Origin of the sequence: Sinorhizobium mexicanum (assembly GCF_013488225.1) — a bacterium.
Lineage (GTDB): Bacteria > Pseudomonadota > Alphaproteobacteria > Rhizobiales > Rhizobiaceae > Sinorhizobium > Sinorhizobium mexicanum.
On sequence record NZ_CP041241.1, the window covers coordinates 1,293,171 to 1,315,971 of the forward strand.

20 protein-coding genes and 5 pseudogenes are annotated in these 22,801 nt (G+C 59.0%); 9 read left to right on the plus strand and 16 right to left on the minus strand.

Going from position 1 to position 22,801, the window contains the following annotated elements; translation table 11 throughout:
- Positions 1–107: 107 nt before the first annotated feature.
- Positions 108–788: an acylneuraminate cytidylyltransferase family protein gene (locus tag FKV68_RS33915; RefSeq protein WP_180942572.1), complete on the plus strand. Its 681-nt coding sequence runs from the start codon at positions 108–110 to the stop codon at positions 786–788.
- Positions 789–944: 156 nt separating this feature from the next.
- Positions 945–1,096, plus strand: a pseudogene (locus FKV68_RS33920) (IS66-like element accessory protein TnpA); the annotation flags it as partial.
- A gap of 6 nt (positions 1,097–1,102) precedes the next feature.
- Here FKV68_RS33920 and FKV68_RS33470 read toward each other — a convergent pair.
- A pseudogene (locus FKV68_RS33470) lies at positions 1,103–1,264 on the minus strand (IS66-like element accessory protein TnpA); the annotation flags it as partial.
- 119 nt (positions 1,265–1,383) lie between these two features.
- Between FKV68_RS33470 and FKV68_RS30130 the strand changes: the two are divergent.
- Together FKV68_RS30130 and FKV68_RS30135 are read left to right on the plus strand one after the other, a co-directional pair.
- Positions 1,384–1,704 (plus strand): annotated as a pseudogene (locus FKV68_RS30130) (LysR substrate-binding domain-containing protein); the annotation flags it as partial.
- Between the two features lie 237 nt (positions 1,705–1,941).
- Positions 1,942–2,733: a L,D-transpeptidase gene (locus tag FKV68_RS30135; RefSeq protein ID WP_180942573.1), complete on the plus strand. Its 792-nt coding sequence runs from the start codon at positions 1,942–1,944 to the stop codon at positions 2,731–2,733.
- Between the two features lie 49 nt (positions 2,734–2,782).
- Here FKV68_RS30135 and FKV68_RS30140 read toward each other — a convergent pair whose 3' ends face one another.
- The 3 genes from FKV68_RS30140 to FKV68_RS33475 all read right to left on the minus strand — a co-directional run bounded on the left by FKV68_RS30140 (position 2,783) and on the right by FKV68_RS33475 (position 5,382).
- Positions 2,783–3,310, minus strand: coding sequence for a hypothetical protein (locus FKV68_RS30140; RefSeq protein ID WP_180942574.1), 528 nt, complete (start codon positions 3,308–3,310; stop codon positions 2,783–2,785).
- On the minus strand, positions 3,307–3,780 hold the full coding sequence (locus FKV68_RS30145) for an MFS transporter (protein WP_180942575.1): 474 nt from the start codon (positions 3,778–3,780) through the stop codon (positions 3,307–3,309). Before FKV68_RS30145 ends, FKV68_RS30140 begins: the two co-directional genes overlap by 4 nt.
- 1,422 nt (positions 3,781–5,202) lie before the next feature.
- Complete coding sequence (locus FKV68_RS33475; protein ID WP_245182030.1) at positions 5,203–5,382, minus strand: hypothetical protein; 180 nt, start codon at positions 5,380–5,382, stop codon at positions 5,203–5,205.
- A gap of 400 nt (positions 5,383–5,782) precedes the next feature.
- Here FKV68_RS33475 and FKV68_RS30150 point away from each other — a divergent pair, with 400 nt between their 5' ends.
- Positions 5,783–6,265 carry a BA14K family protein gene (locus FKV68_RS30150; RefSeq protein ID WP_180943965.1) on the plus strand — a complete coding sequence of 161 codons (483 nt, stop codon included), beginning with the start codon at positions 5,783–5,785 and terminating at the stop codon, positions 6,263–6,265.
- A 1,086-nt stretch (positions 6,266–7,351) separates the two neighbouring features.
- Here FKV68_RS30150 and FKV68_RS33925 read toward each other — a convergent pair.
- Together FKV68_RS33925 and tnpC (FKV68_RS30160) are read right to left on the minus strand one after the other, a co-directional pair.
- The gene (locus tag FKV68_RS33925; protein ID WP_180942576.1) at positions 7,352–7,546 is read right to left on the minus strand and encodes an Imm27 family immunity protein; all 195 of its coding nucleotides are present in this window, start codon (positions 7,544–7,546) and stop codon (positions 7,352–7,354) included.
- A gap of 157 nt (positions 7,547–7,703) precedes the next feature.
- Positions 7,704–8,423 (minus strand): annotated as a pseudogene (gene tnpC, locus FKV68_RS30160) (IS66 family transposase); the annotation flags it as partial.
- Between the two features lie 78 nt (positions 8,424–8,501).
- Here tnpC (FKV68_RS30160) and tnpA (FKV68_RS30165) point away from each other — a divergent pair.
- Genes tnpA (FKV68_RS30165) through tnpC (FKV68_RS30175) form a run of 3 tightly spaced genes read left to right on the plus strand, consistent with a single transcriptional unit; the run spans position 8,502 to position 10,935 of the window.
- Positions 8,502–8,975, plus strand: a complete 474-nt coding sequence (tnpA, locus tag FKV68_RS30165) for an IS66-like element accessory protein TnpA (protein ID WP_180939346.1) — start codon at positions 8,502–8,504, stop codon at positions 8,973–8,975.
- Positions 8,956–9,309, plus strand: coding sequence for an IS66 family insertion sequence element accessory protein TnpB (tnpB, locus tag FKV68_RS30170; RefSeq protein WP_180939347.1), 354 nt, complete (start codon positions 8,956–8,958; stop codon positions 9,307–9,309). Before tnpA (FKV68_RS30165) ends, tnpB (FKV68_RS30170) begins: the two co-directional genes overlap by 20 nt.
- Before the next feature lie 54 nt (positions 9,310–9,363).
- Complete coding sequence (gene tnpC, locus FKV68_RS30175; RefSeq protein ID WP_180939348.1) at positions 9,364–10,935, plus strand: IS66 family transposase; 1,572 nt, start codon at positions 9,364–9,366, stop codon at positions 10,933–10,935.
- Positions 10,936–11,004: 69 nt separating this feature from the next.
- Here tnpC (FKV68_RS30175) and tnpC (FKV68_RS30180) read toward each other — a convergent pair.
- The 3 genes and pseudogenes from tnpC (FKV68_RS30180) to tnpA (FKV68_RS30190) form a co-directional block, all read right to left on the minus strand.
- A pseudogene (gene tnpC / locus FKV68_RS30180) lies at positions 11,005–11,901 on the minus strand (IS66 family transposase); the annotation flags it as partial.
- A 96-nt stretch (positions 11,902–11,997) separates the two neighbouring features.
- Entirely contained in the window at positions 11,998–12,345 is a 348-nt protein-coding gene (gene tnpB, locus FKV68_RS30185; protein ID WP_180942577.1) for an IS66 family insertion sequence element accessory protein TnpB, read from the minus strand.
- Positions 12,342–12,737 carry an IS66-like element accessory protein TnpA gene (gene tnpA, locus FKV68_RS30190; RefSeq protein ID WP_245182016.1) on the minus strand — a complete coding sequence of 132 codons (396 nt, stop codon included), beginning with the start codon at positions 12,735–12,737 and terminating at the stop codon, positions 12,342–12,344. The genes tnpB (FKV68_RS30185) and tnpA (FKV68_RS30190) overlap by 4 nt, the downstream gene beginning before the upstream one ends.
- Positions 12,738–12,869: 132 nt before the next feature.
- On the opposite strand from tnpA (FKV68_RS30190), the gene FKV68_RS30195 reads away from it, so the two are divergent.
- Positions 12,870–13,922: an IS110 family RNA-guided transposase gene (locus FKV68_RS30195; protein ID WP_180942579.1), complete on the plus strand. Its 1,053-nt coding sequence runs from the start codon at positions 12,870–12,872 to the stop codon at positions 13,920–13,922.
- A gap of 686 nt (positions 13,923–14,608) precedes the next feature.
- Here FKV68_RS30195 and FKV68_RS30200 read toward each other — a convergent pair.
- The 7 genes from FKV68_RS30200 to FKV68_RS30230 form a co-directional block, all read right to left on the minus strand.
- Positions 14,609–15,676 carry an AbrB family transcriptional regulator gene (locus FKV68_RS30200; protein WP_180942580.1) on the minus strand — a complete coding sequence of 356 codons (1,068 nt, stop codon included), beginning with the start codon at positions 15,674–15,676 and terminating at the stop codon, positions 14,609–14,611.
- A 156-nt stretch (positions 15,677–15,832) separates the two neighbouring features.
- Complete coding sequence (locus FKV68_RS30205) at positions 15,833–16,858, minus strand: ABC transporter substrate-binding protein (RefSeq protein ID WP_180942581.1); 1,026 nt, start codon at positions 16,856–16,858, stop codon at positions 15,833–15,835.
- A 44-nt stretch (positions 16,859–16,902) separates the two neighbouring features.
- Positions 16,903–17,928, minus strand: coding sequence for an ABC transporter substrate-binding protein (locus tag FKV68_RS30210; RefSeq protein ID WP_180942582.1), 1,026 nt, complete (start codon positions 17,926–17,928; stop codon positions 16,903–16,905).
- A 65-nt stretch (positions 17,929–17,993) separates the two neighbouring features.
- Entirely contained in the window at positions 17,994–18,470 is a 477-nt protein-coding gene (locus FKV68_RS30215) for a nuclear transport factor 2 family protein (RefSeq protein ID WP_180942583.1), read from the minus strand.
- 24 nt (positions 18,471–18,494) lie between these two features.
- Positions 18,495–19,712: a lactonase family protein gene (locus FKV68_RS30220; protein ID WP_180942584.1), complete on the minus strand. Its 1,218-nt coding sequence runs from the start codon at positions 19,710–19,712 to the stop codon at positions 18,495–18,497.
- Positions 19,713–19,778: 66 nt separating this feature from the next.
- Positions 19,779–20,903, minus strand: coding sequence for an ABC transporter ATP-binding protein (locus FKV68_RS30225; RefSeq protein ID WP_180942585.1), 1,125 nt, complete (start codon positions 20,901–20,903; stop codon positions 19,779–19,781).
- Between the two features lie 81 nt (positions 20,904–20,984).
- Positions 20,985–22,751 (minus strand): ABC transporter permease, encoded by a 1,767-nt coding sequence (locus tag FKV68_RS30230; RefSeq protein WP_246452713.1) that lies wholly within the window; start codon positions 22,749–22,751, stop codon positions 20,985–20,987.
- Positions 22,752–22,801: the final 50 nt, after the last annotated feature.

Genomic DNA, 22,801 nt, shown 5'->3' on the forward strand with positions numbered 1-22,801 from the left:
ATGACTCACAATCGAGCGGATAAGGGCTCGGTGCGCCTATCCCCAGCGTTGCGAACCTGCGTTTTGCCTGATAGTCGTCGCCGTGATCGATCCACGAGGACAATGATATGCAAATTCCTGGCTCAGTACTTGCTTTGATCCCAGCAAGGTCAGGCTCCAAAGGGCTGCCCGGCAAGAACATCATAGAATTTCATGGGCGACCGCTCATCCATTGGTCTATCTCTGCCGCACTGGAATCTGGCTGTTGTAATACGGTTCTCGTTTCGACCGACAGCCGGGAGATAGCCGACATAGCCATTGCGGGCGGGGCAATTGCTCCCTGGTTGCGGCCGCAACACCTTGCCGATGACAAAGCATCTACTATGGCCGCTGTCGTCCATGCGCTCGACCAATCGCCAGCCGATATCGTGGTAGTCCTACAACCTACGTCTCCGTTGCGAACTGCCGGAGACGTTGCGGCCTGCGTCTCACTCTATCGCGAGACGGGCAAACCCGTCGTATCCGTATGCCCCGCAAAACCTTGGCTTTTTCGCAAAACAAATAGCGGGGCACTCACCCCAGCGATCGAGTTCGCGACTCAGCGCCAAGAAGTAGAATATTTCTCCCCAAACGGCGCAGTATATGTTTTTAGCGCTGAATTTCTACGAAGTGGCGATGCGTGGTGGTCAGTTGGAGCGCTGCCATACCTAATGCCGCCTGAACGTTCTGTCGATATCGACACGCCATACGACCTCACAGTGGCCAAGGCCGTTTATAGCACGCATGCGGGAGGGGAGCAGAACAGTTAGGAACAACTTGTCGAGGTCACGTTCCGAGCCTGCCGCCTCCGCTCTCAGAGCGCGGCTACAGAATGAAGCAGTCCTTTGTCAGCGCCACGGCATTATCCCGATTGATCTTGAAATCCGCAAGCTTATCGCCATTCGCATCAGCATAGATATAGGTAGAACATCTCGGCGATTGCCCGGCGCTGGGGCGTCAACCGGGGTCTGCTGAACGTCTGGCGTCGCGAAGCCGGACTGACTTTCAACGATCCGCGAAAGCCTGCGCGCAGCAGCCGATGTTCGTGCCGGTGACGGTGGTTGGCGATAGAACGTCTTCCGAGAACGTCGGGCTCTGCGCTTTCCGCAAGGATCCGCGCCTTCTCCTCGTCCGTCCAATTCCGCCGCTGGCGCCGACCGGTGGTCACCTCGATCCGACGATACCTTCCCTCATGCCTGGCTTCAACCATGACTTCAAGCATGGCATCAGCGCGATCTCCAATCATTCGTTCCGCTCCTATCGATGAAGGAGCTTATCTCGCGGCCTCCATCACAAAAGGAAGGTGGGATGTTCGTCGCTCACTAGAATGGTGGTCGTCTCCGGTATCTCGATCGCGGCAGTGCCTGCATCAACATGCGCCATGAGACCGCCGGTGGGCTTTACGCCTGGGAATTCGAGAAGGACGGGCAGGAGTTGCGCGTGCGCGTGGGTGGTCAGCTCACCTTCAACAACTCCTACGCCATGATCGACGCCGCGGTGAACGGCTACGGCATCGCCTATGTGCCGGAGAACATAGTCGAGCGGCAGATCGCTTCTGGCGCGCTGGTGCAAGTTTTGGACGACTGGTCGCCGATGTTCGACGGCTATTTCCTCTACTATCCCAGCCGCCGGCAGCACCTCCCCGCGTTCAAGGTCATTGTCGACGCGCTGCGGCATCGAAGATAGTTGTAGCGAAGGTTTCTACTCGCAGGGCACAGGGTCGGCCGCGGACGACGAGATCCTCAAGCCTGGCGTGGCTCTTGGAGGGCTACGAACCACAGATTTCAACGGCGCAGGTCTAGTCCGGTACTCCTGTACGAGCGGATATCGTCGGCCATGGTTTCACGCCTTCTTAACCATGAATTGTGAAGATGCCCTTACCCGGTGGGCATGATGCCTACCGTTGGCGGGGATAAAGAGTGCATGCGTAAGCCGCAAGATCAGAAGCTGTCCTTTGGCGGCCTGTCGGACTCCAGCTATGTCCTTTCCCGGCGCGCTGTGCTTTCAGGCCTCGGTGTCATGACTTTATTGGGCGCCTCCGGCTGTTCGCAGACGCTCGAACTTCCGTCTCTGGGAACAGTCGAGCCGTCCGGTGGTATGCCGCCTGTGGGCGTTGACCGCATGTCGACCGGTTCAATCCCACTGGTCAGCATTGACAGCAACATCACCGACAATGGCACGATGTATGCCTCGCTGATCGACAATGGCTTCGTGATCCCCGCAGTCCCATTCCAGAAGGTCAAGCCGGAATTCCGTCGTCAGATCGTCCTCGATCCGACGGGAGAAGCGCCAGGCACAATCGTGGTGCGGCTCAACGAGCGGCATCTCTATTGGGTACAGGAAGGCGGGGAAGCGATCCGTTACGGCGTCGGCATCGGCAAGGCCGGCTTCGAATGGAACGGCCGCGCGGAGATCCAGTACACAAAACAGTGGCCGACCTGGACGCCGCCGAAAGAGATGATCGCGCGCAAGCCGGAGCTGGTGAAATGGTCGGGTGGTCAGCCGGGCGGGCTCGACAACCCTCTCGGCGCCCGCGCGCACTATATCTACAAGGACGGCCGCGACACTGGTTATCGCGTGCACGGCTCACCCGAGTGGTGGAGCATCGGCACTCAGGCGTCTTCCGGTTGCGTTCGCATGATCAACCAGGACGTCATCGATCTCTACAATCGGGTCAAGGCGTCTCCGACCAGAGTCCCGATCGTGGTGGCGTGACAGGCGCCTCGCTCCTACTCATCAGCCACGCCAGGCCCTATGAAAAAGGTCAGTCGTTCAATACTGCCGCATCCGCCGTCGCCCTTCGGCCGTTGAGCGAAATGACCGTAGCCGTTGATACATTATGCGATCCTGGACGCACAAATCGGAAACAGACACAGTACAATGCTACTGTGCCAAACTCCCCCAATGGGATCAGCAACGTCTTACTCCAGACACGAAGCGTTCCATCTTCCATGTCTCGGGTGAGATTGGACTCGACGCCGTCATTGAGATCAGCCGGGGCGCAATGGTTACTTTGCGCCCCCCGCATCCCCAGCGTTCTTGCGATCAACGTCTCATACGGCCGGCAACGAAAAACGCGACCTGCGCCACACATCCGGCGATAACCCGTCACCCCAGCCGCGAGAGCCGGATTTTCGCCAAATCCGCCGGTCGCCGCACACAACGCGCCGATCGCCATCTGCACGCATCCGTAAATGCCCGACGCCGAGCCCGCGACCGAAGGATTCACCGAGAGCGCCTCCGACAAGGCCATCGGCGAGGCAACGCCGACGCCAAAACTGAACAGGATCATCGGCAGCACGACACCGGAAACGGTGAGGCGATCCGCAAGAACAAGAGCAGAAACAACACAGTTCCGAAGCAACCGATCAGGTTGCCGCCGTCAAGAAGCATGCGCGGAGGAACTCTGCCGATCAGCCGGCTCGCGGCGAGGCTTCCAATCCAGGTGCCGAGAAAGTTGAGAGCGAGATAGGCGCCGACCTCATGCGGGGGACGGTGCAACTGCTGGACAAAAATGAAGGGCGCAGCGCTTACGAAGGCATAGATGGCGGTCGTCGCGAAGCTTCCGCCAAGCACGAAGCCGATGAAGCGTGGCGAACGCAGCAGCTTGCCATAACTTTTCATAAGCGGCGGCGCGTCGTGTCGGTTTCGCTCCGACGTTTCCGGCAGACGACACCAGACGAGATAGGAATTCGCCAAACCGAGCAGGCCCAGCGCCACGAAGATGCTGCGCCAGCCGGAAACGGCAAGCGATGCGGCCAAAGAAGGCGCGGCGGGAGGTGCGTCAACGAGCAGAGTTCAACCGAAGGGGTGGCTTGGGAGGCCGGAAAGCAGGAGTCCCAATCGCTTGCCAGCCACCGTGCTGATGCCTCGAAGTGTTTGGTTGGATCCCAGATGACTGACAGTAGCGCCGGCAAAAAGACGCCCGCCTGAGAGCGGGCGAAGTAACATGACGAGTATGCATGTGTGATGTTCCAGGAACACCTGATGTAGAACGTTTTCCGGGAAGCGAAGTTCCCGCCACGTTCTCATATGAATTCCGTTCTTCGGGCATAGAATCGCCGCGAGGCAGCATGAGACCGAGAACGAAGTGTGGAGATCTTTGCCCATCCGCATTGGACTGCCCTAGGAGGCCATGTATAGCGAGGGACCAGAGTCACCAGCGATATCGCGGAATCCCAGGTCCCGGCGGCTCGCTGTCCCGGGACCTCTGCGGGAGCCATGTGATAGCTACCGCGACCGCACCCGAGAATCGGGACCGGAATATCCATCGTAATGGCGGCTCTGCGATCGCCGCCACCGTTCTCTAGACCTGGCCAATCGCTCCGGTGGGTCGACGAATATCACCAACAGAAACCCTACGGCCATAAATATGTACGCTGGGACACCTGTCCTTGCGCTCGCAAGAAAGGCAAACACCAGGGCAAGGCCGATGTAGATACCGAGCGTGGAGGGGCTGGATAACACCGCCCAAATGAAATCGGTCGTGCGATCTTTCCATTTAGAACTCGATGCCATCACAGAAAATCCTCGTAGTCCCTTTTGAGTCGATCGATAGCGCCCCTCCTCGGCGTTGACCGAGCATATGTTGCGCCACAAACACTCGACAACAGCCATAAGACCTTTGGCATGGAGGATCGGACTTAAGGCCCATAGATGTAAGTTGAGATCCCCCTAGTTTTCAGGGAGTTGCCGCGGACAACGCACCGACAAGGACCTAATCCTTTCAGACACAATTTAGAGTGAGGCCGATCATGAGCTTGAGTCTCGCTTGCCCGTCCTAGGATCCTATGACGCTTTTTCGCTGCCGGGAAAGCTCAGGAGGCGCGAAGACGAATGTCGTTGCGCCTTCATCTCAAGTCTGGTGCCGCCCAAGTTAGTCATGATTCAGGGTATTTCCCTCACCTGGAAATCTTTTCCGTTTGTTGAAAAAAATCTGTTTGCGGTTTCTCCCGACCGGAGCGGAGAGTCTAGGGGAGAGACTCGGCACCCCCTAAGCGGACGCATCTGACAGAAGAGCAGCAAGTTAAGCGTTAGCGATCAGCGGGAACCGGCGTATTCAGCGCATGCGATTCCTCGCGGCAACCGAATGGCTGTCCCGAATTATCCCGCCACCTGTAGAGTTGCACGCCGGTACGTCAGCGGCGCGCTGGCTCCCACAGATCGGCAAGTGCGCATGCTGAATTAATTTGGTGCGGATACCCTGGGGACGTAGACCACGACGTCCTGGTTTTCGTCGTCCAACAGCGCGCCTCCGACCAGCAGATAAGCGCCAATTGCTAACATCGAAAGGAGCATTATACCCAAGGGCAGACCAGTTGAAGCCCTTCGTTCCGGATGTCCATAATTGTCTCTATCATGCATCACGAGTTCCTTTCGGCGGGAAGCCGAGGCGGCGGAGTTCCATCAAGCAGCCCCAGGAACTCCACGCGCCCTGAGGGGCGAACTCTATGCTCGTTGGATCGTTCCAGGCTCGAAGGCGGTTAGGACCTTTGCCCATCTGGCTCGGACTTTAGTCCGTGGGTGACTGCTAGCTGTCGTGGCAATATCGGTATCGGTTACGGAGGAGGCATCGCGAGGGACCAGGGCCACCAGCGACATCGTCTGCAAGACCGGGACGAAGTCCCAGAGGCCGATGTCCCAAGCAACGTAACCCGGGCTCGGCAGGCCGTCGGTCGCCGGGCCTTTCGCTTGTCTTGGGCCGCGCGGTAGCGAAGAAAACGAAACCGAGGAATTCAGGGATGCAAACAGTATGGTTATGTTGATGAAGAGGATTGGTGCATTGTTAATCGCGGCGGCTACGGCATTTGCGGGCGCGGCCCCAGCCCAGGCGCTGCCTGTTTCAATGGTTACGGTGCCGGATTTGAGCGCTCAGGGCGTGGACTTGATCCACCACAAGCCCGGCCACCGTGGCGGCCCGAAGCACGCGCGTGGGTACGGCAGATACGGCGGCCCGCGATACAGCGCCGGTCCGCGCTACGGCTACTACAATGGCTACCGGGGTTATCGATCCTATCGACATGGCTACCATCGGCACAATGACGGATGGTGGTATCCACTCGCAGCGTTTGGAACAGGACTGATTATCGGCGGAGCGATTGCGTCGCCACCGCGTCCGGCCTACTCGAACTCAAACTCGGCCCACGTTGACTGGTGCTACTCGCGTTACCGTTCGTATAGTGCCTACGACAACACATTCCAGCCCTACTATGGGCCGCGTCAGCAGTGCATTTCGCCGTACTATTGATGCAGTTTGGCAGACGCGCGACCACCAAATGACCGCCGTCCATGCGGTCGAGTGGTTGTGGTCGCTCAAAATGTCCTGGTAGTTGGTGGGAGCCTGTGGCCCCTGCGGGCTAGTGCAGCCACCCGCCGAGAAGATTGCCCCGGCGATAACCAATGCCGCGGCAATCGCGTGACGAGGTCAGAGGGCGTCGGCTCGATTTAGCCGGATCGGTCTACTCGACAATTCGACAGGTTCTGGCATCGTATGCATGCCAATATTGCTGGCGACAAACTGAGCCCGCTCTCTTTCTCTCCCTCTCCGGCGGGCTCCTTTTACGCCTCTTCCGCGAATCGGTCCCGCTAGCCCACCATCACGAGAACAAAGGTCGTGAGAGCGCCAATCAGAATGATGAAGCTGAGAACGTAAGCGTCCCGCATCCATAACCTCAAAGCGAGCGGGTGAGCGATGCCAGCAGGAGTTCGCAGTGGCCAACATCGCTCTTTGCCGGCTCCGGTCTAAGACCGGCATCCTCCTGAGAGAGGATCGCTAACAGCGGCAGAGCCCAAACGCTGTGCTCAAGGGATCGTTCCGCGATTGGGACACAAAGGGCCTTTTCGGCACCGTTTCGGACCTACTGCATGTCGCCTCTAATCGTAGCCGATTAAAGGACAAGAACATGCAGCAATTCAAAGTGCTACAGCGTCCTTTGCGCGTCTGAAAAGACGCGCGGCGCTGTAGGTCCCACTTTCTAACCCGTCTTGATTGTGGCAATATTGCTAGCGGTTACACGAGGGAACATACCTCGCGAGGGACCAGGCCACCAGCGGCATCGCGAAACCCCGACAGCGAGTCCCAGCGGCTCGATCACCCAAGCAACGTAACCCGTGCTCGGCAGGCCGTCGGTCACCGGGCTTCCAATGGCGTCAATGAGCCCGCATCCCTCTTCGCGGGCTTCTCTTTTCTCTGATCAGTCGATTTTCACGCAGTTCGGCCGGATCCTTCACGCGTGACTGATAGTTGCGAGACCTTCTGTTCGGGGCTATTACGCTGTATGCCTCCGGTGAGAACCGCGGCGGCTGGCATTGAGAGTTTGGGGAATTAGTCAAATTATGGTCGCGTTTTTCGCAGCCTGGGACTTCCGCCACCATGTTGTTCAGAGTGGGGGTAATCGAGAATCCAAATCTCCCCCGTTGCTTCGTCCCTATACTCTGTCTCCCAATTATCAGAGTCAACTTTAACTTTAGTGAGGCTCTTTGCGCGCGAAAGAGCTTCTCCCCCAATATACTCGTCGCTGCTACGCATTATTCCACACTCTTCATAGTGACATTCGCCGGTTCATTGACGCTCATATTGGGGGCTACCAATTCCTTTGCGCCACCAGAACCGACCCGCGTTGTCGTAACAAACAACCATCCTCGGAGACCATCCCGACAGAGCAATCGTGTTCTCGACGAGCATTTCATCCCCGATCCGATCCTTGATCAGGCAGCCTTTCACCAATCACTGCCAAGGCCGACCACTTCCAAGGGAGCAAGTCCTCGAGCCTGGTGATCGGCGTGTCCGCAATGCGAGCGAGAACATCGGCAAGCCATACCTGCGGGTCGATGTCATTGAGCTTGGCACTCATGATCAGTGTTGCCATGAAGGCGGCGCGATCGGCACCACGATCGGAGCCGGCGAAGAGCCACGACTTCCTGCCGAGAGCGAAGCCACGCAGCGCCCGTTCGGCGGCATTATTCGTCAGGCAGACCCGGCCGTCACCAAGGAAGGCCGTAAACCCGTCCCAGCGCTTCAGCATGTAATCGATCGGCTCAGTGACCGGTGAACTGCGCGACAACTTTGTTCGCTCAGATCGAAGCCAGGTCCGAAGCTCATCAACGAGGGGACGGCTGTCCATCTGACGTCGTTGCAGCCGGTCGTTGGCTGAAAGGCCGTTGACCTCGCGCTCGACGTCGAACAGCTCATCGATGCGCTTGACCGCCTCCAGCGCGACCGGCGAGATTGCGGCAGCATTCTTGCCGCGTTTGGCGTTGCTGGCGATGTCGGCAAGCAGGAAGAATTTGCGCCGCGAATGGGCCCAGCATAGCGCTTGCGTCAGCGGAGCAGGATTGCGATCGACCTTGAACAGTGGGTTGTAGCCGCCATAGGCGTCCGCCTGCAGAATGCCGGTGAAGCGTAAGCGCGAATTTCCCCGCACCTTTTGCTGTTGAGTGCTCTGATGCATGAGGTGTCCACCAAAATAGGTGGACACCTTGTGATGGAAGAAGATGATCAGAAACTGCAGGTAAGGCTTGTTGGTCGGAACGGGAGACGCCGATACGACCCCGCATCGAAGAACCGTCTTGTCTCGGCCTGCCTTGAGCCTGGCGTGTCGGTATCGAGGCTTGCGCTCGAACATGGGGTCAATGCGAACCTTCTTCGGAAGTGGATAAAGAAGCGCACGGAGACCCAGTCCCTCCCGCCGTCCTCATCACCGTCGTTTATCCCGGTTCAGATTGAAAGCACTTCCGATCGGGCCTTGCTGCGACAGAGCAGCATGGCTGCGGTGGATTTGCCGGGGACTTGCGATGGAGTGCGTGGGTCGGCATCGAAAAGGGCTGCGCCTTTTTCCTCTCCAGCCAAGGTGAGCGCGTCACTGCCGAACGGGGTGAAGCTGACGCTGGAATGCGGTGATGTGGATGCGTTGGCAGCGGTCATCGGAGCGTTGGGTCATGTTCACACTGGGCGCTGACCTTCAAGTCTACCTTCACCGCGAGCCGATCGACTTCAGGGCCGGCATCAACAGCCTTGCGGTGCTGGTTCAGGAGACGATGGCGCTCGATCCGTTTGCGCCGGCGGTTTTTGCGTTCTGCAATCGCCGTCGCGATCGGATGAAGCTCTTGTTCTTCGACCGATCCGGCTTTGTGCTGGTTCTGAAGCGGCTGACCGAGGACAAGTTCCGGTGGCCTCGCCGGGAGGCGGCGGTCGTTCAGCTTACGACCGAGCAATTGCACTGGCTCCTCGACGGCATCGATATCGATGCAATGGTCCGCCATCCGGTGCGGCAATATCAGGTTGCTGGTTGAGGGCTCTCGAACTCCGCGGTTGACGCGGCGGCATGCTTTCGATTCAAGAATCTGATGAATCGATCCGGCGAACCGACTGTTGAAGAGCTGATGGCGCGTATTGCTGCGCTGCAGGCGGAGAACCGCCAGCTCACAGAACGCGTCGTCAAACTCGAGGAAGAGTTGGCGCTTGCACGGCTGCATCGTTTTGCGCCGAAGAGCGAAAAGCACATTGACCGCCTCTTCAATGAAGCCGAACAGGCCGCGGATGAGGACGATGCCGACAACGAAGATGGCGATGTCGTTGCTCTGCCGGACACGGGCTTGCCGGCGACCGACGGCACGACGGGAAAGAAGCGCGGCCGCAAGGCCTTGCCGGAAAACCTGCCGCGCGAGCGTGTCGAGTATGACCTTCCCGACGATAAGAAGGCCTGTCCATGCTGCCGTCACCAGATGCATCGCATGGGCGAGACCGTTACCGAGCAACTTCATATCGAGGTGAAGGCGAAGGTCCTGCAGAATGTGCGGTTCAAATATGCTTGCCGTCATTGCGACCGCACCGGGATCAACACCCCGGTCGTGATCGCGCCGATGCCCGCGCAGCCCTTGCCGGGCAGCATCGCCACGGCTTCGACGCTGGCCTTCGCGCTCGTTCATAAGTATGTCGACGGCACACCGCTCTACCGCTTGGCGCAGGCATTCGAGCGCGCAGGTGTTCCTGTCAGCCGTGGCGCTCTGGGCCACTGGGTGATCGGCTCGAGCGAAAAGCATCTCTCCCGCATCTATAACGCCCTGAAGCTGCGGCTCAGATCGCAGCCCCTCATCCATGGCGACGAGACGACTGTTCAGGTCCTAAAGGAAAAGGATCGAGAGGCCGCCAGCACGTCATATATGTGGGCTTACCGAAGCGGCGAGGACAGTGACGAGCCGATCGTGCTGCTCGATTATCAGCCGGGCCGCGGCCAGATATACCCGCAAACCTTCCTCGGCGATTATCGCGGGATAGTGATGAGTGATGGCTATTCCGCCTGGCGCACGCTGGATGGGGCAACCCATCTTGGGTGTATGGCCCATTCCAGACGACGCTTTGTCGACGCCCTCAAGGCGAGAAAGAAGGGTGGCGGACCACCGGAGCAGGCACTCCGCTTCTTCGAACAGCTCTACCGGATTGAAAGGCAGGCCAGGGACAGAAAACCCGAGGATGGTGAAACGCAGGCCGACTGCATTCGGCGCTCTCGCCAACAGCACAGCGTGCCCGTCCTGAACGCACTCAAGGCTTGGCTCGACGACATCGCGCCGAAGGTCTTGCCGGACAGCAAGCTCGGCGACGCTGTGTCCTACACTCTGAACCAGTGGGACTATCTGACGCGCCACACCGAGGACGGCAGGATGCCGATCGACAACAATCTTCTGGAGCGCGATATCAGAATTTTTGCAACCGGCAGAAAGAGTTGGCTGTTCAGCGATACCGTTGACGGAGCCAGAGCTAGCGCAGTCATCTATAGCCTGATGCTGACTTGCCGCGCCTGTGGCGTCGAGCCATTAGCCTGGTTACGCCACGTCCTTACTGAACTGCCTCAGCGCCCTCAGAACGTAGCTATCGACGATCTCCTGCCCTTCAACTTCCTCAAGGCCGCCGCAGCCTGACCGACGCGTCCGTCTGAAAGCGATCAGTTGCAAGGGCCGTCAACGTGCGGGGAAATGAGCGCTTACGGTGAAGCTCTTCAGATGGCGCTCGGGATGCTCCTGCCGCCGATCGCGCGAGGCATAGTAGAGCGCTGCCGGCGGCGATGTTCCGCCGAACGGCCGGTCATCCCTGACATAGGTCCAGATACGACCCGTATCGGTCTTGCCGCGGGCAAGGATCGGCACGGTGGTATCGTCGCCATGCAGCCGCTCGGCGGCCAGCACATGCGCCTCGATCAGCCGATGCACCGGCTTCAGCGCCGCGGCGCAGGCTCCGACCTGGTCGGCCAGCGTCGACAGGCTGAGGTCGATGCCCTCGCGGGCATAGCGCTCGCTCTGCCGGTTCAGCGGCTGATGCTGACCGAACTTCTCGAACAGGATCATCGCCAAGAGGTTCGGCCCGGCAAAGCCGCGCGGCGTCACATGGAAGGGTGCCGGCGGCTGGGTGATCTTCTCGCATTCGCGGCAGGTAAACTTCTCGCGCACGGTCTGGATCACCTTCCACTGACGCGGGATCACCTCCAGCGTCTCGGTGACGTCTTCACCCAGCTTCGCCAGTTTGGCCGATCCGCAGCACGGGCAGTTTGCCGGGGCGGCGATGACGACGCGTTGGCGCGGCAGATGCTCTGGAAAAGGCTTGCGCGATGGACGCTTGCGCTCGAAGGCCCTGACCGTGGCGGAACGTGCCGCCATCTCCGCCGCCAGTTCGTCTTGGCTGGCGTCGGCCTCCAGCTCCTCGAGCTGCAACTCCATCTGTTCGAGAAGCCTGGCCTTGCGCTCCGAGCGGCTGCCATGGATGTCGCGCTTCAGCTTCTCGATCTCCAGCCGGAGCCGGGCAATCAGTGCATCCGAGTGCGAGTTCACCGCCTGGGCGCGGGCGGCAACGGCTTCCGCTTCACGACGTGCCGCGCGCTCCGCGAGGATCATCGCATGCGCGCTGGCAAGGTCGTCGGGAAGCTGATCGGCCGCATCGGTCATGGCGGGATGGAATCATATTCGCTCCCGCCGTGCCAGCGGTTTTGCTCATCCTGCCGACGTCGGACGCCAGGTTTTTTGCGGCATTCGCCAGTCGATGCCTTCGAGCAAATAGCCGAGCTGGGCGGGCGTGATCACCACCGTGCCGTCGGCCGCCGACGGCCAGATAAAACGGCCGCGCTCGAGCTTCTTCGTGAACAGGCAGGCACCCTGGCCATCGTGCCAAATCACCTTGATCAAGCCGCCGCTCCGGCCCCGGAAGACGAACAGATGGCCGCTCATCGGATCGCGCTTCAAGGTCTCCTGCACCATCAGCGACAGGCCGGGAAAGCCTCTCCGCATGTCGGTATAGCCGGTAGCAAGCCAGACCTTCACACCGCTCAGGACCGGGATCATCGCCGCTCCAGCACATCAAGGATCCGACCGAGCGCATCAGTGTCGATGTCACTCTCGACCCGCAGGCGACGGCCGCCGCCAAGCTCGATGATGACCATGCTTGCCTTCTTGCGCGGCCGGGAGACCGGCGGCGGCTCGGCCGGGGTCGCTGGCGCTGGCAGCGCTTCGACGACCTCCACCGGAACGAGTTGCGGGACAGACGGCGCGGAGATCTGGCAGAGCTCCTTGCGCCAGCGGAAGAGCTGGCTCACATGGATGCCGGCCGAGTGAGCAATCTCCGAAACACTTGCGCCTGACTCAAGCGTCGCCGCGACCAGCCGCTCCTTCTCCTCCCGGGACCAGCGCCGACGCCGCTCGACCGACGTGATCACCTCAATCTGATGCTTCGTCATAGGACTAGTCCTAGATGGGGTATTCGGCTTGCGCTGCATCTGTGGTGGGGTGAAGAGAGGTGCTGCGCTTCGAGCTGATGATAAAACGTGGTCTGCGAGAACAGCCACAAGCATCAGGAAAGGAAGCGCAGCATGAGACACTATGCTGGATTGGACGTGTCGGTAAAAGAGACCTCGATCTGCATTGTCGATGAGACGGGCAAGATCTGCCGGGAATTGAAGGTCACCAGCCATCCGGAGGATTTGGCGCGGGCGCTGATGGACCCGGTCTGGCAACTGGCCCGTGTCGGCCTTGAAGCGGGACCGTTGTCGCAATGGCTGTTCGATGGACTTTGGCGTGCCGGCCTACCAGCGATCTGCATCGAGACCCGGCACGCCAAGGCTTTCCTGAAGGCGCAGGTGAACAAGTCCGACCGGAACGATGCCCGTGGCATTGCCCAGATGGTCCGGGTCGGACTTTATCGCCCGGTGCATGTGAAGACTCTTGAGAGTCAGAACCGCAGGGCGTTGCTTTCGGCCCGCAAGCTCTTGCAGACCAAGGCGATTGCCATTGAGAATGATATCCGTGGCCTGCTGCGCAACTTCGGCCTCAAGGTCGGCGCTGTCGGTGCAATCAAGTTCGAGGACCGCATCCGTGAGCTCGTCGAGCGCATGCCGGAGTTAGAGGAAATCATTGCCTGTCTGCTGGCGGCACGGCGAAAGCTGCGTCAGGAGTTCACGAGATTGAGTGGCAAACTGCTGTCGATCGTGCGCGACGATGCAGTTTGCCGGCGGCTGATGACGATCCCCGGCGTCGGCGCGGTGACGGCGCTAGCCTTCAAGAGCACCATCGACATCCCCGCGAGGTTCAAAAACTCCAAGGCGGTGGGCCCGGCCCTCGGGCTGACGCCGGTGCTCAACCAATCGGGCGAAAGCTGTCGCATCGGCCATATCTCGCTGGCCGGCGACGCGATGCTGCGGACTTTGCTCTATGAAGCAGCCCAGGTGCTTTTGACGCGCGTGAAGAAATGGTCGTGGCTGAAGGCCTGGGCGATGAATGTCGCCAGGAGACGTGGTCTCAAACGAGCAGTCGTCGCGCTTGGCCGCCGGCTGGCGGTGATCATGCATCGCATGTGGAGTGATGAAACCGAGTTTTGCTGGAGCAGAAAAGACGATCTTGGCCCGGCTCAACGCTGCGCTGTTTGAAGGCTCCGCCCCGAGCCTGACGTCGTCGAGGACCGAACAAGAGGAGGTGACGATATTCCGCCCCCGGCGGTATGGATGTCCTTCGCGGGACGATGGATGAGGTGAGTTCGTTGCAAGCACTGTGCCGGTCGCATCAGTTGCGGTCAGGACGTCTCCTAGATTGGACCGCTTCATTCTTCCGATCCCATGGTGGGAGGGCCAAGGTGCCGATCCCGAAGAGAAGCAAGACCCCGCGAAGAGCATCCAAATTAGCGCCGGCCGGAACGCAAAGCTCGCAAGCGCTTGACCGCAACCGCCGAATAGAGAAGTGCTTGCACTAGGACTTGCAGTCTTCAGCCTACGTCGGCAAGGCGGCCGTCACCGGAGGTATACATTACGCTTGAGCGTTCTTGTTTTCAGTTCGAAATTGAAGATGCGCTGAAGTACTTCAACACCGTTCGGCGTCAAAGACGATGTTCCGGTTGATACATTATGCGACTTTCAAAGCACAAAGCAGGAACATCACGATGGACTGAAGCCCGGTTGACTAGCTTGAACAGTACATCGGACCGATGTCCTGTTCTAATCCCACAAATGTCGAAGGTATCTTTCTGGAAGGACGTGGGTAGAGACGACTGTTCCAGTCAATCAAATCGTCCTATTAAGTCGTGGCCAGATTTGGGTTCTCCGAGAGTTGACGTGCAACTCTAGGTGGGCTTGAAATTGATACACCGGCGGATAACGGCGACGCCAAATGGCAAAGCTGGCACGATCAGAAAAATTCTGACGATGTGGCACGCGGCTACAAACGGAACATCGCGTGCAAGAAACTTAGCCGTTAGCGACAGTTCCGTGATCCCCCCGGGTGCCGCACCGAGCACCATGTCCTCCCAAGGTACGTTGATAAAATGGCCAAGGGCCACACCAAAGCCTGTGGTCAGGACAAGACACAATAGGGTCGAAACCATTACCGAACCCACCAAGCGGCCTGCGTTCGCAAACAAAGCCGGCTTAAAGCAGGATCCCAACCAGGTACCGAGAACAATTTGGGCGGCAGCCAACACCACGGGCGGAAAAGGTGCCGGTGGAACGCCAGATGCACTCATCACGGCAGCCGCGGCCAAAGGTCCAAGGAAGTTCGGGTTTGAAATGCCCAAAATCCGGAAGGCTGTCGCGCTGACCACGCCTGCAATGATCAGTGTAAGCATTCCCATCGGGTCGTGCAACGCTGACTGTACCGTGAGACTTCGCTCCGGCCAGCCGTCGACCGCATAGAGTGCGATCGGAATGAGAATGACGACGCTTGCTATCCGCAAGATCTGAGAGAAGACGATAGGTCCAGTCTGCAGACCATATTTCTGGGCCAGGACCGCTGCTTCAACCGGGCTGGCCGGTATGGTCGAAAGAAATGATGTAACCAGCGGCATTCCCGACATGCGGCTAAGAATTATCGAGACCGCAAGAGAGGCGAAAGCCGTCACCGCAGCCAGGCCGACCAGCAAAGGCGCAAGCGATATCAGTTGTTCGAAGGCAGTAGGCGAAAAGGCCAGCCCGACTTGAATAGCCACGATCAATTGACCCACCGGCCGCGTACGCGCAGGAATAGTCAACCGGGCAAACTGCGTGAGGTAGAGGAGCGCAGTAAAGATCAATGCTCCAATCATCCAAGGCAACGGTGCCCCGATGCGAGCCATAAGCCATCCACCGAGGGCGGCGACCAGATAGACAGCCGCAAGTCTCGTGCCATCCTGGATGCAAGATTTCATGTCGTTCATTCACCGTGAGCGTAGAGGCAGTTGGCGTGCAAGTTTCCGTGCAACTGGCCGATTGTCGGCTGGCGTGGAATGCAAATGAATTTCTGGCTGGAAGAGAGCACTCACGGCTCGGCTCCGAAGCGAACGATTCGCTTGCTTCGGAGCGCCGGTGAGATGCTATTCAAAGAGCTCCTTATAGATCGCTGTCCAGTGATCCTTTTTTTCGATGTATTCGTCAAAGCCGATGACATTGGCTTTAAACCCCCCGGTTTCGGGGCGAAGCTCAGGAGACTCCGCGTCAACCGCCGGGTTCGCAGGGATGTAGCCCGCATTCACCAGAATTGTTTGGCCTCCTTCGGAAAGAATGAAGTCGATCAACAGTTTGGCCGCGTTGGGGTGGGGAGCACCCTTCACTAGACCAATGGTGTTCATGTTACCCACGTTGGTGGGAAGATAGACGATCTCAATCGGCGCGCCTTTCGCCTTGGACAGTGCGGCATGGTAGTTATGGACCTGCAGCACCAAGGGATACTGTCCAGCAATCGCCTGATCGAGGACAACGCGCTGGTTCGAGGGGATGTTTGCAATCTCCTGCTGGGCCAGCTTTTCGAGATAGGCCCGCCCCTGCTCCTCGCCCATCGTGTTCAGAATATTGCCGATGAAGCCTATCGGACCATTCACCCCGGGACTACTGGTCCAGCCGATGCGGCCCTTCCACTTGGGGCCAAGCAGATCCTCGAACGTCTTGGGTGCCTCTTCCGCGGCGACTAGTTCGGTGTTGATGGCGGCGCTAGGATATTGCAGGAACTGTGCGTACCAGCGGCCTTCCGGATCCTTGTGTTCCGGTTTAAAATTCGCCGCCGCCGGCGCGTTGAAGCCTTCCGTTAGACCGGCATCACGCAGGGTAACAAATGCCGTTGACCCGTCCCAAAGGTCACCAACCATCGTTCCCGCTGCGCCTTCGTTGACCAGACGCGACACGACATCGTTCATGTTTCCGGATACAAAATTCACTTTGATGCCATACTCGGCTTCAAAGGCCTCGGCGATAGGGCGAACAACCTGATCGACGACAAGCGTGGTATACCACACGACCTCCCCTTCAGTTTTCGCGGCGTCGATCAACGTCCGGTCCTGAGCCATCGCCGGCACAGTAGCCGTCGCAAATAGTGATGCGACACAGATCGCGTTAAGCAGCTTCACTTTATCCTCCTCCTGTGTATGTGGATCACGCCTCAGCGTTCTCGTTATTGGAACAATCGCTCGTAGATTGCCTTCCACTCTTTCTGCCTTGCTTCATACTCCTCCAGTGAAACGGCCACGGCATTGAAATCACCGGTTGACGGAGCCAGCGAAGGCACGCTCGGCGGTATGTTGGGATTGGCGGGAATGTAGCCACCCTTCGCGAAGATCGACTGGGCTTCGTTGGACAATATGAATTCCAGGAACAGCCGGGCCGCATTTGGGTGCGGAGAGCCTTTCAGCATTCCTACGCGACTGATCAGGGTGATCGCAGGATCGAGTTTGAGGAAAGTGATCGGTGCACCCTTCGCCTGTCGCGCGTGGACATGGTGGGTCCCGGCAACCAGAGTGATCTTGTATTGGCCCGCCACCACCTGGTCCAGCAGTCCGGTCTGGCGCTCAGCCGAGTTGGCGACGTCTTGTGTAGAGAGCGCCTCGAGATAAGCCAGCGCGTTGTCTTCGCCCATGGCTTTCACGAGACCACCGATCATACCTGGAGGGCTGATGATACCCCCGCCGGTACTCCAGGCCATCTGTCCCTTGAATTCGGGACGAAGAAGATCCTGATATGACTTAGGCAGAGCATCGGTGCCGACCAGTTCTGTATTCGCTGCGGCACCGTAATATTGCAGTGTCATCGCCACCCATCGTCCACTCGGGTCTTTCAGTTCGGCGGGCAGCGACGCCGCAGAAGAAGGAAGATAGCTCCCAGCCAGATCGGCCGCGGCAATGGTCGTGTACGCGGTCGAGCCATCCCATAGGTCGCTTTGCAGCACGCCCGCCTTGGCCTCGTTGACTATCTTCGATACATTGTCGGCGGTGCTGCCGGTCGCATATTCGACGGCTACGCCGTATTTCTCCTTGAACAGCGCGGCCAGAGGTGTGAGAACGGTGAGGCCGTCGGCAACGGTCGTATACCATACGATCTTACCTTCTTCTCTCGCCGCCCTTACCAGATCATCGGTCACCTGGGCCGATGCCGGAACACCGCCGAGCGCAACGCAGAGTGCTGCCAGCATGAGCCTTTGCATGTCTTTCCTCCCTTTCGTATCTCACAGACTCATCGCCTGCGCCCCGGATCGCCACGGACCGTCAATCAGTCGGATGTAGGAAACGTCGAAGGGCGCCTGGCCCGGAACGGGCTGTCAGCCTCATGGTCAAGGAAGAGGTGTCGCGTCTTGAAGCGCCAGCCTTGTGCCGTCTTGACCAGCGTATCGCGGTAGAACCCGGTTTTCATTGTGTAGCCATTACCCGGTTCGTCATAGGTCGACGCGTCGTAGGGGGCGTGCCGCCCCAGGACGAGGACGTGGCATTGACCGATCGCGCCATCATCGGAAGCTTCAATGATGATGTTGGATGTCAGGTGCCTGTGACCCCGATTACCGATCTCGTTGGTTCGGGCGATCAAACCGTTGACATGTTCCGGCTGATGGCCGGAAAGGTACGTCGCGAAGGTGCCATCCTCGGCAAATGTGGACCCGCGCAGCACACCATCGCCCGTATCGAGGGCAAAGGAATATCGACCATAGAGGTTGAGAATCTCCATGTGGTCGTCAGCAGTCAGTTTGGACACTTCATTGATCCTTGGTGTGATGTTTCAATGCGAGGTGGGTTTAGCTGCTGCCGCAAAGGGCAACTCCGTCAGACCCATCCAGAACACCGACCGTTGCCCCGAATGCGGCGCGTAGGCGTTGGTCAAGTCGATGCTGTCGAAAGGCAGAGGGTGGGTACGGCAGGGCACGGGCGTACCATCCTCGCCAAGATGGAAAGTGGCGACGCTGGGTGGCACGATGTCTCCACCGGGTATCCGGCGCGGCTTCATATTTGCAACGACCATCCATTGACCCGAAGGATCTATGGCAAAGGTCCGGGCATGGATGCCTCCCGTCGGCACATGACCCGTGAGGCTTGGCAATCCGTCGCCATCTAGCCGGAAAACCGCGATGGAGTTCTCACCCCCGTGAAAAACGCCTTCGGCATCGGTCCCGTCGGCGCGATTGATCGCATAAACGAAGCTGCCCCGCGGATGGACCTTTACCGATCCGGCAATCTGGCGCGGATCTGCGGCTTCTGGACGCTCCAGCGTTGATAGATCGACGATGGCAGAAGGCGTTATGCGGCCATCTGACAGCGGAAAGGCGATGAGCCGGTTTTCGGTTTCCAAGCCGACATAGGCCACAGGCAATGTGGGGTGAAAGTCCAGGTTTCGTGCGCCGAATGATCTCCCGCCGTTTGGAGCAATAAACCCTGCCGGTTCCATCCGGCCGGCCACCTGCCGGAACAGGCATAAGGCGCCGGGCGCCGGTCCGCGCGGACCGCTATTCGGATAACCACGTGCAACAACCACGACATGCTCTCCGCCCGGAACCACGCGAACCTGATGGGGAAACGTTCCCAGTGTGCCTTCAACCGGCTGTGCCACGCCAGCTTGGGCGACACCCTGCTGATCAATCGGCGAGAGTGACAGCCCCGTCGGTTCGTTGGAAATCGAAATGATGTTGCTCGCATCGCCGTCGAGGCAGATCGCAACGGAACGAGCGGGCAGCGGTTGCGGCTTGGCTACGTGGGATAGCCGGCCATCCTCCGGGGCAATACGAAGCGTTGAAAGGGCATGATCGCAGCCTGCCCTACGCGGCCCACCGTCGGAGCTTGCCACATAAAGATGTCGGCCATCCGGGTGATACCAGCCGTACTGCGCCTTCTGAGGCAGCTTGACTTTTGCCACGGCGGTGAGGGATCCGGTAGCCTTGTCCAGCAGATAGCTGTGAAGAATTGCGCCTTCAGACGCATGAATTGCGATACGGTTTTCGGCCATCTCGACTCACGTCTTGAGAGATTGCAGTAGGCATCGTCGCCGAACTGGCGACCGCGGGCGATCTGATCAGTCGGGCACTGCAAGCGTGCTTTCGACAGCGAAGCTCAGGTTCACCGTCGATCCGATGTCGAACATCAGTTCAGGGCCGGTATTCACGATCAGCGGCGTCAAGCCCACTTTGACGACATAGCGGTTCAGGTTTCCCAGGAAGCCATTCGATTCCACCACCCCCTGCACTCGGTTTAGATCGGTCGCCTCAGTGCCCGTGTCACCCATTGAGATCGACTCGGGTCGGACCGAAACGGAAATCTCCGTGTCCCGTGCCTCGGCTCGGGGGAAGATACAGCGCACGACGTCGCCCTGCTCCAGCCGCACCGCCGCAATGCCATTGTCCTCCGCGGGCTCCAGGAGCTTGCCGCGGATGAGGTTGGTAGAACCAACGAACCCGGCAACAAAGCGGCTGCTCGGACGGAAGTAGATTTCCCGGGGCGACCCGAACTGCACGACACGGCCCTGGTTTATGACGGCGATCAGGTCGGACATGTCAAGGGCTTCCGACTGGTCGTGTGTCACGTAGATCGTAGTGACGCCGATCTGCTGCTGCAGCCGTTTCAGTTCTGCACGCATTTCTTCCCGGAGCGCCGCGTCGAGGTTTGACAGTGGTTCATCGAGCAGGAGTAGCTTCGGCCTGGCGACGATAGCTCGGGCAAGCGCCACACGCTGCTGCTGCCCACCGGAAAGCCGGGTCGCAGCACGCTGTGCGAAGCCCCCGAGGCCGACGATTTCCAGCGCCTCACCGACCATCTTCTGGATTTCGAACGCAGCATATTTGCGCGACTTCGAGACGCGCAGCGGGAAAGCCACGTTCTCGAACACGCTCATGTGCGGCCAGATCGCATAGCTCTGGAACACCATGCCGAAATTGCGACGGTTGAGGGCGACGTTGATCTTGCGCGCGCCGTCAAAGTAAACATCCTCTCCGTGAGAGATCACCCCCTCGTTCGGCTGCTCAAGCCCGGCAATACAGCGAAGTGTCGTCGTCTTGCCGCAGCCCGAGGGGCCGAGCAGGGTGAAGAAGGTTCCAGGTGCGAGCGAGAAATTCGCATCCCGGATACCTCCGGACAGGCCATCTGCCGAGAAGTAGACTTTTGAGAGGTCTCGCACCTCGAAGTTCTGTGACGTGTCAGCCATGGAGGAGGCTCCCTTCTGAGGCGGCATACTGCGCGGTGCGGGCGCAAAATCTGAGTGTTTGATGGTGTTCATGGTGTCTCCTCAGTGGCCGAACGTGTCCGCAGCCCCGCGATTGGCGAGCTTCTTGAACACAATTGCGACGATCGTCAGGGCGAGTGCCCACAGCAAACCCAGTGCCGCCACTTCTCCTGCCTGGCCGTTCGTCCAAAGATTGAACATGGCCACCGGAATGGTCTGAGAGTTTGGACCCGCCAGCAGCAGTGGCAGTGACATTTCCTTGGCGCAAAGCAGGAAGATAAAGATCCAGCCGGAGGTCAGCGCCGGCAGAAGAAGCGGAAAAACGATCTTTCGCAGCGTTTCAAAGGTGTTGGCGCCTGCCGCGCCGGCAGCCTGTTCCAGTTCCGGATGAATCTGCAGCACGCCCGTGAAGGAATAGCGCATCCCATACGGTATATAGCGGATCAAAAACGCCAGGCCGATGAGCCAGAGGGTGCCATAGATCGGAACTGGCGAACGAAGCCCGATTTGCAGCATCGCAACGCCAAGTACGAGTCCCGGAAAAACCAGAGGAATGGTCATCAGCTGGTCGATGATTTGTCCGCCAGCTTTGCGTCGTGCGGCCAGCCAACCGGCGGCGAGGCTGAAGGTCATCGCAACCGTTGCCGTGCCTGCGGCAACCAGGAGCGTGTTGACGACAAGCTTGGAATAGTACGCCGAGTTCACGATGTGAGCGAAATTGTCCATCGTCAGGCGCGACATTCCTGAAATGCGGATCGGCTGGGGGAAAGGTGACAGAGCGACCCAAAGAATTCCGACCAATGGCAGGACCAGGACGATAAGAAAGACTGCGATATTCATCAGAGCGCCGGCCCAGCGGTAGCGGCCCAGCTGGAATGGACGGGGGCGGTAGCCCTTGCCCGTGATGCTCGCATATTTTTCGGCATTGCGGGAAATGCGCGAGTAGCAAACCAGGAGAACCGAGAGAGCCAACAGGAGAATGACCGAGAAAGCGCTCGCATAGCCCGTCTGCGGCGGCAGATCGTGCATCGAACGATAGATTTCGGTCGTCAGAACATCGACCTTCCCTGGCATGCCGACCAAGGCGGGAACTTCGAATGCCTCGAGCGTGCGGATGAAGATGAACATCGCAAGCGCCAAGACCGCAGGCATTGCAAGCTTGAGTGAGATCCGCCAGACGGTTGTCGGCACGCTCGCGCCACTCATGCGGGCCGCCTCCTCCATCTCGGCATTCGCAGCGCGGAATGTCGCCGACATCAGCAGAAACACCATTGGGAGCCAGATGATCGACTCGATCAGTACCATTCCCGTCATGGAGTTGACGTTGATGAGATTGCCCCGCATGCCGGTCAGATTGCGATAGGCTTCGTTGAAAGGACCGGACCGGCCGAACAGGAACAGCCAGGCGGAAACCTTCAGGATGCCGGGCGTGCCGAGCGCGACGATCGAGGTCAGGTAGATAAGGAACTTGCACGGAGCATCGGTACGCTCCACAACCCACGCCACAAGCGAGCCGACGATCAATGCCAGCGCGGTCGACAGGATGCCGAAGATGACCGAGTTGGTGACCACCTCAAACAGGCGCGGATTGGTAACGAGCCTGTGGTAATACTCTAAAGTAAAGTCACCCAGGCTGAGATCCGGTCGGACTTCCAGCACGCTCGTCTGGATCAGCATGTAGAGCGGCGGAAAGACAAGCGCCGTCAGGATCACAATCAGGATGATGCTGAGCGGTGAGGCCTTGAACATCCGGCCAAAGCTGCCAAACGCGATGGACGACTGGCCGCTGAACGAGGTTGTGGCCGCAGGCAGATTACCGTTCGTGGTCACGGTGATTTTCCTTATCAAACTCAACCGGCTGAACCAGAACGCGTTGCGCT